General features: G+C 41.1%; 12 protein-coding genes and 4 pseudogenes. 6 read left to right on the top strand and 10 right to left on the bottom strand.

From position 1 onward, the window contains the following. Nucleotides 1-568: 568 nt before the first annotated feature. The gene (locus MHH52_RS05135; RefSeq protein ID WP_340007046.1) at nucleotides 569-2,155 is read right to left on the bottom strand and encodes an alkaline phosphatase family protein; all 1,587 of its coding nucleotides are present in this window, start codon (nucleotides 2,153-2,155) and stop codon (nucleotides 569-571) included. A gap of 669 nt (nucleotides 2,156-2,824) precedes the next feature. Then, entirely contained in the window at nucleotides 2,825-3,046 is a 222-nt protein-coding gene (locus tag MHH52_RS05130) for an acyl-CoA dehydratase activase-related protein (protein ID WP_340007045.1), read from the bottom strand. 260 nt (nucleotides 3,047-3,306) lie between these two features. Here MHH52_RS05130 and cls point away from each other — a divergent pair, with 260 nt between their 5' ends. Together cls and MHH52_RS05120 are read left to right on the top strand one after the other, a co-directional pair. Further along, nucleotides 3,307-4,320 (top strand): cardiolipin synthase, encoded by a 1,014-nt coding sequence (cls, locus tag MHH52_RS05125; protein ID WP_340007044.1) that lies wholly within the window; start codon nucleotides 3,307-3,309, stop codon nucleotides 4,318-4,320. Between the two features lie 149 nt (nucleotides 4,321-4,469). Beyond that, the gene (locus tag MHH52_RS05120; protein ID WP_340009498.1) at nucleotides 4,470-4,721 is read left to right on the top strand and encodes a phospholipase D-like domain-containing protein; all 252 of its coding nucleotides are present in this window, start codon (nucleotides 4,470-4,472) and stop codon (nucleotides 4,719-4,721) included. A 26-nt stretch (nucleotides 4,722-4,747) separates the two neighbouring features. On the opposite strand, the pseudogene MHH52_RS05115 reads toward MHH52_RS05120, so the two are convergent. Further along, nucleotides 4,748-4,924: pseudogene (locus MHH52_RS05115) on the bottom strand (SpoVA/SpoVAEb family sporulation membrane protein); the annotation flags it as partial. Beyond that, nucleotides 4,864-5,626, bottom strand: a pseudogene (locus tag MHH52_RS05110) (hypothetical protein). The pseudogenes MHH52_RS05115 and MHH52_RS05110, both read right to left, overlap by 61 nt. A 290-nt stretch (nucleotides 5,627-5,916) precedes the next feature. Between MHH52_RS05110 and MHH52_RS05105 the strand changes: the two are divergent. The 4 genes and pseudogenes from MHH52_RS05105 (at nucleotide 5,917) to MHH52_RS05090 (ending at nucleotide 8,925) form a co-directional block, all read left to right on the top strand. After that, nucleotides 5,917-6,600: a class I SAM-dependent methyltransferase gene (locus MHH52_RS05105; RefSeq protein WP_340007043.1), complete on the top strand. Its 684-nt coding sequence runs from the start codon at nucleotides 5,917-5,919 to the stop codon at nucleotides 6,598-6,600. Next, nucleotides 6,578-6,781 (top strand): annotated as a pseudogene (locus MHH52_RS05100) (DUF1657 domain-containing protein); the annotation flags it as partial. The gene MHH52_RS05105 and the pseudogene MHH52_RS05100, both read left to right, overlap by 23 nt. A 728-nt stretch (nucleotides 6,782-7,509) precedes the next feature. Next, nucleotides 7,510-7,664, top strand: a pseudogene (locus MHH52_RS05095) (transposase); the annotation flags it as partial. Nucleotides 7,665-7,950: 286 nt separating this feature from the next. After that, a complete protein-coding gene (locus MHH52_RS05090) occupies nucleotides 7,951-8,925 on the top strand; it encodes a tRNA-dihydrouridine synthase (RefSeq protein WP_340007042.1) in 975 nt (324 codons plus the stop codon). Nucleotides 8,926-9,069: 144 nt separating this feature from the next. Here the strand turns inward: MHH52_RS05090 and MHH52_RS05085 are convergent, their stop codons facing one another. The 6 genes from MHH52_RS05085 to groES form a co-directional block, all read right to left on the bottom strand. Beyond that, nucleotides 9,070-10,455: an alpha-galactosidase gene (locus tag MHH52_RS05085; RefSeq protein ID WP_340007040.1), complete on the bottom strand. Its 1,386-nt coding sequence runs from the start codon at nucleotides 10,453-10,455 to the stop codon at nucleotides 9,070-9,072. 5 nt (nucleotides 10,456-10,460) lie between these two features. Next, on the bottom strand, nucleotides 10,461-11,372 hold the full coding sequence (locus MHH52_RS05080; RefSeq protein WP_340007038.1) for an ROK family protein: 912 nt from the start codon (nucleotides 11,370-11,372) through the stop codon (nucleotides 10,461-10,463). 15 nt (nucleotides 11,373-11,387) lie between these two features. Beyond that, nucleotides 11,388-12,110: a 6-phosphogluconolactonase gene (locus tag MHH52_RS05075; protein WP_340007036.1), complete on the bottom strand. Its 723-nt coding sequence runs from the start codon at nucleotides 12,108-12,110 to the stop codon at nucleotides 11,388-11,390. A 20-nt stretch (nucleotides 12,111-12,130) separates the two neighbouring features. After that, nucleotides 12,131-13,261 carry an ROK family protein gene (locus tag MHH52_RS05070; protein ID WP_340007034.1) on the bottom strand — a complete coding sequence of 377 codons (1,131 nt, stop codon included), beginning with the start codon at nucleotides 13,259-13,261 and terminating at the stop codon, nucleotides 12,131-12,133. A gap of 466 nt (nucleotides 13,262-13,727) precedes the next feature. Then, a complete protein-coding gene (groL, locus tag MHH52_RS05065; protein WP_313638398.1) occupies nucleotides 13,728-15,356 on the bottom strand; it encodes a chaperonin GroEL in 1,629 nt (542 codons plus the stop codon). 78 nt (nucleotides 15,357-15,434) lie between these two features. Continuing rightward, nucleotides 15,435-15,716: a co-chaperone GroES gene (gene groES, locus MHH52_RS05060; RefSeq protein WP_036676506.1), complete on the bottom strand. Its 282-nt coding sequence runs from the start codon at nucleotides 15,714-15,716 to the stop codon at nucleotides 15,435-15,437. Between the last annotated feature and the right edge of the window lie 429 nt (nucleotides 15,717-16,145).

Here is a 16,145-nt window from a genome sequence, read left to right as displayed (position 1 = left end):
CACCACCTGAAATTAATACAATCATTATACAGCAAAACAGGACACCCATCCTCGAAAAGATCGAGGATGGGTGTCCTGGAATGGAGTTTTCATGGGCCTCCAAAAGGGGCCTTTATAACTTGAACTTAAAAACATTAGAGGGGCGTAGCGAAGGGGAAATTTGGAACTGGAGGAGCGATAGCGACCGCCTTTGTCTCCGGATTTTAACCGCTAACAGCGGTACAATTCAGGAAATCTGGAGACAACAGCGGCCGGAAGTCCAAATATTCTCCGTAGTTACGACTGACTCCTTAAATGTATGATCTAGAAAGAACTTTTTCAGTGGCCTCGAATTAAGAGGAGTGTTTCAGTTTCAATATATAGACTTACGTGTAACGGGTCTATTTTCCTAAACATTACACGCTGGCAGAGGGAATTTACGCTTCATCAGCGCCAGGGGATATCTTCTCATGCGACATTTACATAATAGATCCCATTCGCTTATTGGGGTCTCTTCTATAGATCGGACCTCGTTTTAACAATTAATGAAATTTCCAATATTGTTCTGGTATTTACTTTTCCTTTGGATTCATTCCGCCAACTTCAGAATCCAGTCTTTGATATCGATTATTCGCAGTGTCTTCGGCCGGGTATTCGTTCCGGATACGATTAATGGAACGAGGGAATCCAATTCATGCAGCGAACCATGGGCGCCCCCACCGACGTGGGTAGGGGAACTTTCGCCAATGACTTCATGACCAGGCTGCACCGTAACGACAACATATCTTCCCTCATGGGAATGCATAGCTCCGTATAATCTCGCAAGTACGTCAGGATACTTTCCATATTTGATCCGATTGCTCGTAATCGTAATATCCGCAAGTTCAGGGTCACCTGATAACGACCACGATTGACCATATTCATCCACATATTTTCCGCCGGGACAATAAGAAAACATTTTATCGCTCTTTCCTGTAGTAACATGAATATTTTTCTCGTCTTTAATAGCGATGATATCGAGCTTATCCTCGTTTTTCAAAAGCTTCACGATGTCCGATAATTTAATCTTTGAATCTATTGCATACACATAGGCCATTCGTTCGTTAGCGGAAATCACGATCTGATCATCGGTCCCTATGGATTGATTTATTTTTGCTATACGGTAACGGTTCAACAGTGGCCTTAAATCAACAATGGATCTTTCGCGATCATCGTATACATAGCTTTGCGCACTGTCTCCCATGACGATCCATACCGCTTTCTTCAAAGCTTGCTCCCATGAACCGTAAGCGTTAAGCACGTCCTGCAGCGCTTGATCGGCTTTCTCGATTCCCTCCAACTCGGTAGGGCCTTTTCTATGAAGGGTGTTATCATTTTCCGGAAAGTAAGCAATAGTTACATTCGGAAGTTTATTTTGTTTAACAAGAAATGCGAGCTCTTGCGCGGAAAATTCATCATTCATGCCGAATTTTTTCCATGGTCGAGCATTCCCATCATTCTTTGGATCTTGCTGCGCAAGCGCCGCATAGGACAACCATTTCGGTCCCGTTACGTTAATATGTTCCGGCAAACGCGTACTGAAAGCAATCCACTGCGGCACATTTAAGATATGCTCCGTCTTCCCTCTAAAAACGATAGCATTAACCGATGCGGAGTCTTTACCTTTTTCAGCTAACTCTTCATGTATAGTTTTCGTTTTTTTGTTCAATTGAACCTGATTTATCTGATAAACGGCATCCATCAGTACTTGCAGTTGATCAATTTTAAACGCTTCCTTGGCACCGTTACCATAGTAAATCATGCGTTTTTCTTTGCCGCTATACCAAACAAGTCCAGGCACTTGGTGCTGGTCTGCATACGTTCCTGTTAATAATGAACTGTCAATCGTCACAGACATCGTAGGGAATGAACTCACGACTTTCTGGAAATATTGCCCCTTATTGAGCAGATACTGCATTGCGGGTACACGGCCCTCTTTAATCGCTTTTTGCAGAGACTTGTCCATTAAAGAATCAATCAGGATCAATACGACAGGTTTGGCAGATTGATTTGATGTGATATTTGACTTGGTCTTCAATTGATTTGTCCGTTCGCCGGACTCCGTCCTGCAGCCAGCAGTTACAAGCAAACTTAGACATAAAACGAGCATAATGGCACTTTTTTTTCTCGCGCCCATCGAACTCCCCCTCCTTGAAATGCCTGATTTGACGGGAAGAGACTCATTGCCTGACATGCCTCTTCCCTATTTCACGAGATCGATCAACTTTGATTTACATTTTCCAACTCCCTTTTTCGAAAGGAAAGCCAGTTGAAAAATCCCGAAGGCATACCGGGCGCCTTCTCCTGTTCTTCCTGAAACAAGCGGAGCTCGACCTCAAGATTCTTTTTCTCCATTACCATAACTCGTTTCACTCCATATCACTGTATGGGGTTATTCTTAGATGTTTTTTTCAAACAACTCGGAACGCTTCTAAGATGCTGCAATTCCGCCTTTTTCTTGGCCAAATCCTGTAAACGTTCTTCATGGAGGCCCAGGCTGTGCGCATACGTCTTAACGCGTATTTTAATCGAACCGCTAGGTTTGTTCGTATCGATATCGTGCAAAGCCGAATATGGCATGCCCACGGTTGAGATGATATGAGTCGATCAATCGTAGGTGGGATTATCTTGACCTCACTTGAAGCTGGACAGGTCTAAGACGGCTATATTGGGTTGGATGGAGCGTGGAAATTGCCCACACCTTCTGCATGTTGTTTGAACTAAAGTTTTCAGGCCAGACGTCGGTCATTTCGAGAGCATATTCCACTCGCCCGCTCTGTAGGTTGCTCTTGAAAAACCGTTGAAGTCATGCTTCATCTTTGAGGATGGAGCGCATGGACAACACGGGATAACCCAGCACCTGAAACTCCTCCAGTACGCCATGATTTAAGCCCGGATCGGAGTGATAGGGGCGGCCGATCAACAGAATGGCGAGACGATTGTCTTGCTCCACCTGATCCAGAATCGAGCGGCCCTTCTCTTGCATCTCGTTATCGAACAGCTCCATCGACCAGAAATTCCAGAACATTCTCCGCCTGCTTAGTATGGTGAGATTGATAATCCGACCACAAAATTACATTGGTTGCCGAATCAACAACGGTTGCTTTGACGGTCGTCGAACCAACGTCAATGCCAATGATTAAGCATCTGATCGTTGCCTATTCCTTTCCATCCTCACTGCTCCTTTATCCAAAAAATCTTAGTAGTATCTTGCGTATAGATTTGTCACTCTATACAAAGAACACTTAAGTACCCGAATCTCTTGGACAAGGAGGTTAGACGTAACCATTGCTTTGGATCATTTTAGCGCTCTTGTTGTTTATCGTCCAAATTGCAGCCATCATCATTGTGGAATATCGCCGATCGAACAAAGCGATAGTATGGCTTATAATCTTATTCCTCTTTCCCCTGCTCGGTTTCATCCTGTATTATTTTGTGGCGAAAGAATACTCTTGTCACCGTACACTCGGTGAAAAAAAAAACAGGCAGTGGACACAATTTAAGGCTGACCTCATTGATCGGTGCAAACAACGAATAACGAAAGCTATGAATGAGGAAAACAATCGGCGAGATCATGACGAACATGCATCGCTCATAAAGATGCCGACCATTCCTATTACGGCTTACAATGAAACGACGATCTATTCCGAAGGGAAACAAGCATTCGAAGCGATGTTGGAAGCAATTGCCGCAGCTATGCACCATATCCACATTGAATTTTACATTATCCGCGACGACCATCTTGGTTCCCAATTCGAGCGGTTGTTGATTCGAAAAGCACAAGAAGGGATTAAAGTGCGGTTGTTATATGATGGGATCGGCAGCCGTCGATTGGGAAAAGCCTATTTGAAACGGCTCCGGGACACTGGCATAGAAACAGGATGCTTTTTCCCTCCATTCATCACCTTCTTCGATAAACGGCTCAATTACCGCAATCACCGCAAAATTATCGTTGTTGATGGGAAAATTGGTTTTTTCGGCGGTTTGAATATAGGGGATGAATACGTTGGTAAGAATCCGAAAATCGGTTACTGGAGGGATACGCATTTCAGCATTACAGGGGATGCATTGCTATGGATCCAGTATACATTTTTAACAGATTGGTATTTGGCCAAAGAACAAATCATAACCGATTCCTTTTATTATCCTATTCAGAAAAGTCAAGGGAAAGAATTGGTGCAAATCGTAAAAAGCGGTCCGGACGAGCCGATCCTGGAGTTTATTTTCTCCTTTATCATATCGGCAAAGAAGCGGATTTATATTGAGACGCCTTATTTCATTCCTGACCCCAGTATTTGCTAGCACTAAAAACAGCCGTCCGCAGAGGTATCGATGTTCGGGTTATTATACCGTCGACTCCCGATAAAAAGATTGTTTACAACGATTCTTTGTCTTATGTTCAGGAATTGCTGTAGGCAGGAGTACGGTTTTATTGTTATAAAAAAGGGTTTATCCATGCCAAAGTAATTATTTCCGATCAATTGGCGTGCTCCGGTAGCGCAAATATGGATATGCGCAGCTTTTGCGAGCAATTTGAACTTAATGCGGTCTTTTTTGACGGCAAGGTCGTTGATCGCCTGGTACAAGATTTTTACCGAGATCTAAGCGTAAGTTATGAAATTTCGCTTTCGGAATTCGAAAAGCGCTCCAGGATTCAAAAGATGAAAGAAGTCTTTGCCCGATTGCTCTCTCCTTTATTCTAGAGGCTAAAAGTAGTTTACATACCGATTTATCCCTTGGGCTTAACGAACAAAGCTGCCAAAAATGAAAAGATAATAGCTGCTGAAATGCCCGCACTAGTGACTTCAAATATGCCTGTAACAAGGCCAATCCAGCCGCTCGTTTTTATTTCTTCCAAGGCACCGTGCATAAGGGCATTACCGAAGCTTGTAATCGGGAAAGAAGCGCACCGGTTGCCACAACCAGAATCAGGTTTAGTTCATTGTTGCGCAATCGTTTCACCCAGGTCGCCATACGTAACGACCGCCGAGCATCCGCAACCGCTAGCTCCAGCCTGTACCATCTGTTTTTCGTAATCGTAAATCATCATTCCACAATCTTTATATTCCGTTTGACGCATTGGCACTTTATGTTTCTCAAATAAATCACATGCGATTTCATATCCCACTTTAGCAGGTCGCCTGTCACAATCAGATCGTAATACCCGGGCTCGATCCGAAAATCACGGAAATGAGCCTGGATCGTGTCTACTACCGCAGGAGCCATCGCGGCTCCCATATTGAACGCATGTCCCGAATATACCGATATAAGGAATCGTTAACGTTCTTGCGCAAAACTGGTACTGATGATTTGATTCATCAAATCGCCGCCAATAAAGAAATTGATTTGCTCTTGTGTTAATCCTGCATTCTCAATAGCGAGCTTAGCTACAGATACCGCGACCCATACCCCCAAAGAAATTATTCCTAGATACCAATTTTCTTCCAAATCCAACGAAATATATGCTGCCAAGCTGCCGATTGTAATTCCTGTAGTGTACTCGAAGAACGAAAGCTGGGAAATTTACCTTTTCCCAACAATTTCGTCATGAAAAAAGGACGGCTATGGCCAATAAAGTACGAAAAGCAATTACTAACCAGTCCGGCACAGTTTAATCCTCCTCAGTCAACGTATTTGAACAAATCAATTTATTTGTCCAAAAGACTGACATCAAACTTATAATTCTTTTCCGTAAAAGGAAAACGTTTTTCTTGGCACACCAAATCAATAATTAAATATCTATACAGTAAATTTTGTGTCATATAATTTTCCCCTTGAATGTCGATAGGGAAATTGAGTTACATTATTATGGTCGTAAATCTAGTGAATAAGGGTCAAGTTAATGTTTTCCATGAATGTTTACCGGGTAACTGAGTTATATTACTTTTCGTTACATAAATGAAAGGTGGTAAATATATGCCTTTATCTCCACAAATGTATCATTGGTTTGTTCGTCCAAAGTGGTTCACAAATAAATATATCCATGAACATATAAAAAACCATTTCCATTTAGAGAACAAAACTGTTCTTGATTTTGGATCCGGTACTGGTGCAAATTACAGTATTTTCAACCCTGGTCTTTATCTTGACATAGAACCTGATGGTAAAAGGGTTGGACTTGCAAAGCGGCTATTTCCGAATCATAATTTTATGATTTTTAAAGAAAATTTGATTCCAGCCCAAAATGATTCAATCGACTATATTTTTATTGTAGCCGTTCTTCATCATATCGATGACAAGCAAATCAAGGGGTATCTGCTTGAATTCGAAAGGATCTTGAAACCAGACGGAAAAGTCATTGTCATGGAGCCGTATCTTTGTGAACGAAAGAAATGGAATAACCTATTCATGAATTGGTATGATGATGGTAATTATATACGACACGAGAACAGTTATTTGGACTTGTTTCAATCTGCGCAATACGAGTGCCAAGTATTAAAGAAGTTTACAAAATGCTTCCTGTACAATGAAATCTTTTTTTTCGCCACAAAAAAAGGAACTCCATTTGATCATTTTACGCATAAAGCTATAGCTGACTCCTTGAAAGGAAGTGATATCGGTGACAGTTGTGTCCCAAGTTAAGACTTGCCTCGCTTCTTTGAAAAGCGCACAAGCGAGCCTTGAACAATTTGCATTATCAACTCAAAATCAAGAAGCTAAAACGCTTTTTACAAATGTAGCGTAGCAAACGGACCAAATCGTTCAGCAAGTGGAAGGCCGCATTCAACAATTGGAAAACGAAGAGGCCCAATATAAAGGCTTTTCCAGCCGATTTCCCATTTCACTGATTGGGCAAATCGGCTTTTGCTTCATCTTTTTTATCATAAAAATAAACCTTCTTGACTATGGCCAATAAGGTGCGAAAGGAAATATCTAATCAGACCGGCATAGGTTTATAACTACTGTTGAAATGATATAAATTTTTTATGAATGACTATGAATGATTTGTTAATTGGCGCGACCTAAACTCATTGCTGTAATACTTTGTCTGAATCAAGGATTAGATCTCTACACAGAATAGAGATTGTTCCTCTGTTATGATCCCAATTCAGCAAGAGGCGGTGAGAATGTATGCAATGGATGACGTCCATAATGGGTAGAATGAATAATCGTAAAATCATCATTTCTTTATTAACTTTAGGAGTTGTTGCTACTGCTCTTTGTATCACGCGCAGACGTAGATTAAACGGGAAATGATTAGTCGAACTTTGAATAAGAGTAAATAATTATTTCTAAAACTCCCAAGTTCTTAGACTTCCATAGGAAGTTTCAAGAGTATTATTCCTTCAATCAAAGGTAGGCATTTTCTTCATTTTGAATTTCACCGGAGAGATGACATTTATAATGGCGAAACAAATAAGCAGCCGAATGTCTTCGTAATGGCATATGTATATAAAGAGGGTTGGACAGCGAACGGATCAGATAAGGATAAGCTGTTTTCAGCACCGTTTCTTCTATCTTGAGCACGGCTTCCATAATAGTGACGACGAGCTGCGCATTTCCGATGTGTTAGGCTTAACTTCGGACTGCTTAGTAAAACTAAACGGCAAATACTCATTGTAACGGATATTGAAAAGACTTATGTTCAAGGTCATCGAATTCCCATTGACGAAAAGTTGGCGGATATTCTTGCAGTTCTCATTCAACAACCAATCTGAATCAAAAAGGAATATTCCCACAATGCTTGTGTACCTCTTCAAAACAGACATACCTTATCATTATAACGAAAATGGGGCAGAATAAACATTCACTTCATACAAATTCAACAACATCAAGTTTGATGTGTGATAGGTGACAGACACCAAAAATGTGTCTGTCGCTCACACAATTAATTCTGTGCATTAAAGGAAAAGAAATGATACTATTTATGATGGGGAAAGGACTTTGCTATAGCTAAAATATTTTTTATATGTTGCAAGAGAAGGAGATATAATGAGTAACGAACATAATTTTTGGCTTGATTTACCGAAGCCGTTTTTTATATTAGCACCAATGGAAGATGTCACAGATGTTGTATTTCGTCACGTCATTAGTGAAGCTGCAAAACCCGACGTATTTTTCACAGAATTCACAAATACAGAAAGTTATTGTCACCCTGTAGGAAAAGACAGTGTACGTGGTCGATTAACGTTCACAGAAGATGAGCAACCGATTGTCGCTCATATTTGGGGCAATAAACCTGCATTTTTTGAACAGATGAGTATTGATATGAAAAAACTTGGTTTTCGTGGTATCGATTTAAACATGGGATGCCCAGTACAAAACGTCGCAGCCAATGGAAAAGGTGCTGGCTTAATACAACATCCTGAAGTTGCAGCAGAAATTATTCAAGCAGCAAAAGCAGGTGGATTGCCGGTTAGTGTTAAAACAAGATTGGGTTACTCTGATATTGACGAGTGGCGCGATTGGTTAGGACATATATTGAAACAAGATATTGCGAATCTTTCCATTCACCTTCGTACAAAAAAAGAGATGAGTAAAGTAGATGCACATTGGGAACTAATCCCTGAAATAAAAAAATTACGCGATGAAATTGCTCCAAATACGTTGTTAACCATTAATGGAGATATTCCTGACCGCGCAACAGGATTAAAATTAGCAGAACAATACGGCATTGATGGTGTCATGATTGGACGCGGCATTTTCACCAATCCATTTGCCTTTGAAAAAGAACCTAAAGAACATAGTGCGAGGGATTTTCTCAATTTACTTCTTTTACAGTTGGATCTTCACGATAAATATTCTAAAGAAGAGCCACGTCCATTTAAACCACTTCTTCGCTTTTTGAAAATCTATGTTCGTGGATTTAGAGGTGCAGGCGAACTTAGAAACCAATTAATGGATACCACTTCAACAGATGAAGTACGTCGTTTAGTACAACCTATTTTAGATCAAGAATTAGAATGAGGTCCGTTCCTTCTAATCAAGAATCATTTCAATCGAACTAACTAATGCTTTACAGAATGAAAGGCCTCTCGTATTACTACGAGAGGCCTTCATTTTTTACACTATATGGTCAAATAACGTATTTCCAAGAAGAAACCCTTGCTATTATTTCCACTCAAGTTTTGGCAGCACTGCTTTTTGCAGTTCACACATTTCATCGATCATCGCACAAGCTTGATAATATGTTGGAGCTTGCGGATCAAGCAGAATCGCTTGCAGCAATTTTGTTCTCGACTCTTCAACAAACGCCTCAAGTAACAGCTTATGGATTGTACCTTGAATATGGATCGTTCCGATAATGGCAGTTGGCAGTTCAACCGTCATTGGCTTAAATGCGATACCATTTTTGTTAACGACCGCTTGTGTTTCAACGACCATATCCTCTGGAAGTCCTTTAATAGCGCCATTGTTTTGCATATTAACAGCATTCAACTCGATTTCATCGTCGAAGAAGATCGCTTCGATAATTGGCACTGCATATTCATTACTGATTTGAACCTTTTCTTCATCGAACGTATAAGCTTGCTCTATCCAGAGCTCTTGGTTCATCGTTTTCTCGAACAAGCCTTTATCTAAAGTACTGCCGCTGGCACAGTATACAAATTCAGGTGTTCTGGAGTCTTTCTTCCACAGCTGCTCACTTATTGGATCGTAACGGAACTGCAAGGGTAGTCCAGCATAGAAATCTTCTGCCCAAGAAATATACTCGCCGCAATGGTTAGTTCCCGGGTAAGGGAAGTAGCCATATGTACGGTACAACGTTCTGGATAATCCAACATGATCGAATTGTGCCAAACGGTTAGCTAGCTTTTCTTTCTCATGGAATAAAGGGTATAAATCCTCTCCCGTATTCTTGTTCCAGATCTTTGTGAAGAAGCCAAAGTGGTTCAATCCACCGCCTTCAACAGCGATATCTTTACTATCCATCTCCAGAAATTCAGCTAGCTGATGAATGCCGATGTCTAAACCATGGCACAAGCCTACCACTTTGATTGAAGTTAATTTGGAGATCGCCTCCACCAATTTTGCTTCCGGATTTGTGTAGTTGATCAGCCAAGCATTTGGACACACTTTCTCCATTGTCTTAGCAATTTCCAACATCGGACCTAGATTTCTCAATGTGTGGAACATTGATCCTGGACCGCCGTTCTCACCATATAGCTGCTTACTGCCGTAACGCCGTGGAATGTGGAAGTCTTGTGACCAGTAGTGATATCTCTCTACCTCAATCGCAACGATGGAGAAGTCAGCATCTCTTAATGCATCTTCCAAATTAGTCGTTTGCCAAATCTTCGCAGGATGAGAATATTCCGTGAACATTTCGGTTGCGTACTTGTACGTTCTATTCACATTTTCTTCTACGATGTCCATAAGCGCGATTTCGAGTTCTACTTGATTTTTCAAACGTTCTGACAACACGATATCTTGAAGTGCTCCTAGTCCAAAGGAAACACTTCCTGCTCCGATTAACGCAACTTTCAACCTTTTCATTGTCTTCAAGCTCCTTTTGCCTTTTTATAAACGTTATAGCCGGCACCAATAATTCCGGCATCAGGTCCGAATTCAGTCAACACGATTTTAATGTGCTCTTTTAAGTGTGGGAGAACTTTCTTTTTAGCGCTTTCAATAACTCTATCAATCAGCCACTGGTTGTAATAAATGACCGCTCCTCCGACAACAAAAATATTAGGATCAATTGTTTGCATTAAAGAAGCAATTGCGTTGGAGAAGTACTCAACCCACCTTTCGATCACTTCAATTGCTTGCCGATCTCCCAAATGATATCGTTCAAACAACAAACTCGAGGTGGCATCTCTACCATATAAAAACTTACTTTCCGCCTCAAGAGCAATGCCGCTGCATAGGGATTCCAAAGTGCCGTTATACAACGTTGAATGGTTTTTTTTGCTGTCGGAAATAATCATGCTTCCGATCTCACCCGCATATCCATGAGCCCCTTGAATAATTTTTTTATCAAGTATGATACCGCATCCAATTCCGGAACTAACCGTTATATAAATGGATTGGTTATACGGCTTGGAGGCTCCATGATCCGATTCAAGCACGGTGATCACGTTTACATCATTCTCAAAAAGCACTTCATAATTCGGAAAGAAAGCTCTGATTGTTTCGATACTAACATTCTCCAGGCAAGGGATATTGGTTACATCTCGAATGATTTCTGTTTGATCATTCCAAGGAATCGGCAATACAATGCCTATCTTGCTTGCTAGCTGTTCATGATCGACTTTAGCGATCATTTCCTTGACGGTTTTGAAAATTTCGTCAGCATCTTGGAAATCTCTTGTTAATGCCGACTCCTTGCGAACAAGTTCAAGTTGCTCGTTCACTAATCCAACCCTAATATTTGTACCTCCAATATCTACTCCAATAACGAAGCTACCCATATTTACGCTCCTCAACTATGATGACTGATCAATATATTTAGCTGCTGCAGCATCCAAATAGAAATCTATATGATCATAACGGAGCAATCGCTGGGCAGGCAGTTGTGCGTCAGGATTTGTGAGAATCTCCTTCACGATATCAGCTTTGCGCTCTCCAGTTATGACGACAACAACTCTTTTACTACTTGCAATCTGTTCCAAACCTAATGTAATACCTAGCTTTAATTCAGTCTGCTCATAAAAATATTTTTGAGCGACAGACTTTGTTGTTTCCGACAGCTCCACAACACTGCTGTAATTTAATACTGGGCTGCCAGGTTCATTTAATCCGATGTGTCCATTCATGCCTACGCCCATCAAGCTGAAGGTAATCGGATGTTGCTCGATAAAGCGATCAATTCGTATGCATTCCTGCTCTATATCCGGCGATGTTCCATCAAAAAACTCAATCTGGCTGCTATCCAGTGAAATCTGCGAGAAAAGATCTTGATTCAACATCTGATAGCAGCTGCCTTCAGAGCTTTTGTCAATGCCAATCCACTCATCCAAGCTAACGATGTTAAGCCTCTTGATCTTCGAGTGGATGTCCGCATCGTTGGCAAATTTCTGATAGCTTTTTTGTGGAGTACTCCCTGAAGCCAGGCAGAACACGGGGTGCTGATCGTTAATTAAATGATCTTTCATCTCTCTGGCAATTTCGTTTGCTACTTCCTCTTCACAATCAAAGATTTTGATCATGTTGTTCACTTCCTTGTTGTTTATTCCGAAATGACATTAATCATCTCTTGCTGAAGAATAAGTATAGCTGATCCGATTGCTGTTGATTGATGTAACTTACTCACCGAAATTTGAGGAGTCCACTCCGTATATTGCTCGACATAGCTTTTGGTGCGGTCCAATATACGTTCCGGGAATAGTGCTACCGTTTTACCACTAATGATGACCTGGTCGATATCCAAGATGCTGATCATATTGGTAATCGTTAATGCCAAATTCTTCGAAACATAATCAATGCAAGCTTCTACATCATTAGCTGAATTCAAATCATATGTGCTTAACAAGTACTTAATGGCTAATCTGCTTTCCAGCCAACCGACTGAAGATGGAGTCCGCTTATATTCTGAATCAAAGCACATATACTCCAGCTCGCCCGCACTTGCATTAACGCCGCGGTGTAGCTCTTTGTTAATGATCAAGCCGCCTCCGACCCCATCACCTACAGCAATATGAACGAGACTCGTCGGTGCTTGATCTGAGTTTTCAAGATTCCGAAATTCCGCCACAGTCGCTGCGTTCACATCATTCTCCAGAAGAATGGGCAAGTTCACTTCACTCTTGAGATTTTCAATAATCGTTTCATACTTAAAGTCGTTTTCTTTATTTTGATGAGTTCTCATCCGAATCGTTTTTTTTCTTGTATTGATCGCGCCATCAACGCCAATACCAATCCCCAAGACAACACTATTCGTTTCCTTCGCTTTATTCTTCAAATGTTCCACAATCTCTATAAATATCGAAGTGAACTGCTGGCTATAAAACGGAATGTCTGTTTCAATCGAATACGTTTCTATAATCTTGCTGTGTAGATTAATGAGTAATGCTGTAATCGTGTTGCCAATAATTTGTATTCCGATTGTCGTATAGCTGTTTTCATTAAATCTGTAAACCGTACGTTTTCTTCCCAAGCCGCCAGATCCTTCTCGACTTTCACCAGTGACAGTCAATAAACCGATCTGTTCAAAAAAGGTAACGATCTTGCTTACAGTAACAAAGCTCATTGCCGTTTTTTCTGTGATCTCGACTTTCGCCAGTTCAGGATGTTGAAGCAAAATATCAAAGACTATTTTCCTGTTCTCATCTTTAATATCATTGGGCAGAAATGATTTCATATGTCCTCCTCGTTATATTATTAATATAATTAATAAATAAAGTTAAATAATTAATTAAAAAATAAAGGTCTGAATTGGCTTCTTAAATTTATAATATATTCACTGGAGTGAAAGTTCAAGTTCATTTATTTAACTTCCTTAAATTAATCCATTCTCTATTCTCTATCTTAATATTAAATCAAACCGTTTTACAAGCTTGCAGATGATAAGTCAGAGCCCATCTGTCCTTTGAGTAACTTAACCCTTTTAGCAGGACTACTCTTAATCACCTTAGTCGTATTCTTAAATCTACGGTCATCTAAAAAATCCTTAAATACAATTTTAACAACAAAAGAACACTCCTTAATAAATTTATTAAGAAGTGTTCTTTGCTTTATTTATTATTTCTAACAGTGACCGCTTCACAAACTGAAGTCAAACTGGGCTGAAATAGCCTAAACTACTTCAAAGATGAAGGCTCGAAAGCCTACATCATGCCGCCCATTCCACCCATGCCGCCCATATCAGGCATTCCGCCCTTTTCTGGTTCTGGCTTGTCAGCGATAACCGCTTCAGTAGTCAAGAACATTGCAGCTACAGATGCAGCGTTTTGAAGAGCAGAACGTGTTACCTTCGCAGGGTCAACGATACCCGCTTCAAACATGTTCACCCACTCGCCAGTAGCAGCGTTGTAGCCGATGCCGATAGCTTCTTTTTTCAAGCGATCCACGATAACGGAACCTTCTTGACCAGCGTTAGCTGCAATGGTACGAACTGGCTCTTCCAACGCGCGAAGCACGATGTTAACGCCTGTTTTCTCGTCGCCAGTTACATCTACAGCAGCAACAGCATTATATACGTTCACAAGAGCTGTACCACCACCGGAAACGATACCTTCTTCAACCGCAGCGCGAGTTGCGTTCAGGGCGTCTTCGATGCGAAGTTTGCGCTCTTTCAATTCAGTTTCAGTTGCAGCGCCAACTTTGACAACGGCTACGCCGCCAGCCAATTTAGCCAAACGCTCTTGCAATTTTTCTTTGTCGAACTCGGAAGTTGTTTCTTCCAGTTGAGCACGAATTTGGCTTACGCGAGCATTGATGTCCGCTTTGTCGCCACTTCCGTCTACGATCGTTGTGTTTTCTTTAGTTACGCGTACTTGACGTGCGTTACCCAATTGTTCAATGGAAGTGCTCTTCAGATCAAGACCGAGCTTCTCAGTGATCACTTGGCCACCTGTCAGGGCAGCGATATCTTGCAGCATAGCTTCGCGGCGGTCGCCAAAGCCAGGAGCTTTAACAGCAACAGCGTTGAATGTTCCACGCAATTTGTTCACAATCAACATAGCTTGTGCTTCGCCTTCGATATCTTCAGCGATAATTACAAGCGGTCTAGCTTGTTGAACGATTTTTTCAAGCAAAGGAAGGATTTCTTGAGTGCTGCTGATTTTTTTATCAGTGATCAAGATGTATGGGTTCTCCAGAACAGCTTCCATTTTGTCCGTATCTGTAATCATGTACGGGGAAATGTAACCGCGGTCGAACTGCATACCTTCTACTACTTCAAGTTCAGTAGCGAATCCACGGGATTCTTCAACAGTGATAACACCGTCTTTACCTACTTTTTCCATAGCTTCAGCAATCAGTTGGCCTACTTCTTCGTCAGCAGCAGAGATAGCAGCTACTTGAGCGATAGCTTGGGAATCTTCGATTGGCTTAGCGATTTTTTTCAATTCTTCAACCGCTGCACGAACCGCTTTGTCGATCCCTTTGCGAATAACCATTGGGTTAGCGCCTGCAGTTACGTTCTTCAGACCTTCACGGATCATAGCTTGAGCAAGAACCGTTGCAGTTGTAGTACCGTCACCGGCTACATCGTTAGTCTTAGTAGCAACTTCTTTAACCAGTTGAGCACCCATGTTCTCGAATGCATCTTCAAGTTCGATTTCTTTAGCGATAGTTACACCATCGTTAGTGATTAGCGGGCTACCAAATTTCTTCTCAAGCACCACGTTGCGACCTTTTGGACCAAGTGTAACTTTTACCGCATTTGCCAAAGCATCTACACCGCGCAACATAGAGCGGCGTGCTTCTTCACTAAATTTAATTTCTTTAGCCATTGTGTAATTACCTCCTAAAAGTTTTTGTATATCAAGTTACTTTAAGTAGTTTAGATTTAGCTTATGATCGACTCTCGCTTAGTCAAGAATCGCGTGAATGTCGCTTTCTTTCATAATCAAATATTCTTTACCTTCGTATTTGATTTCTGTTCCTGCATATTTTGAGAAAAGAACACGGTCGCCTTCTTTAACTTCAAGCGCTACACGTACTCCATCTTTCAAAGCTCCGCTACCTACTGCAATAATAGTTCCCTCTTGTGGCTTTTCTTTCGAGGAGTCTGGAAGCACAATCCCGAATGAAGTGGTTTCCTCCTGCTCGCTCGGTAGCACCAATACGCGTTCACCTAAAGGTTTGATCATGAAAAAATAGCCTCCTTTAAAATTATGTTATTTTGCTTCAAAACATAGTTTAGAACTTACCGGTCAAACTTCAATTTCCCTGGTGTTTATGAAAAATATCAATTGGACACTACGAATTTCTGGGTCCATCTCATATTTTTCATAAGCGTTAGCACTCGACAGTCTGTAGTGCTAACAACAATTTTTATGATACTCAACTTGAGCCCGGATTTCAAGTCCTTTTACACAAATTCGCATTTGTTTTCGCAAAAAATAACGTTTCACTGGTTGTCCTAGGCGCACACTCTATAACATTCTATCCACAGGGTGTGAAAATATGCGTATGATTTCCAGTAGTTTCAACTGTACCACCTATGCCCGGACTTTTCAAAAAAGACTAAATATGTGCTAATTTTTACTGGGCTTTAAAACAAAAAGAGCTGTCTCCTT

Origin of the sequence: Paenibacillus sp. FSL K6-0276, assembly GCF_037977235.1 — a bacterium.
Lineage (GTDB): Bacteria > Bacillota > Bacilli > Paenibacillales > Paenibacillaceae > Paenibacillus_AQ.
This window is presented reverse-complemented; position numbering and strand designations above follow the sequence as displayed.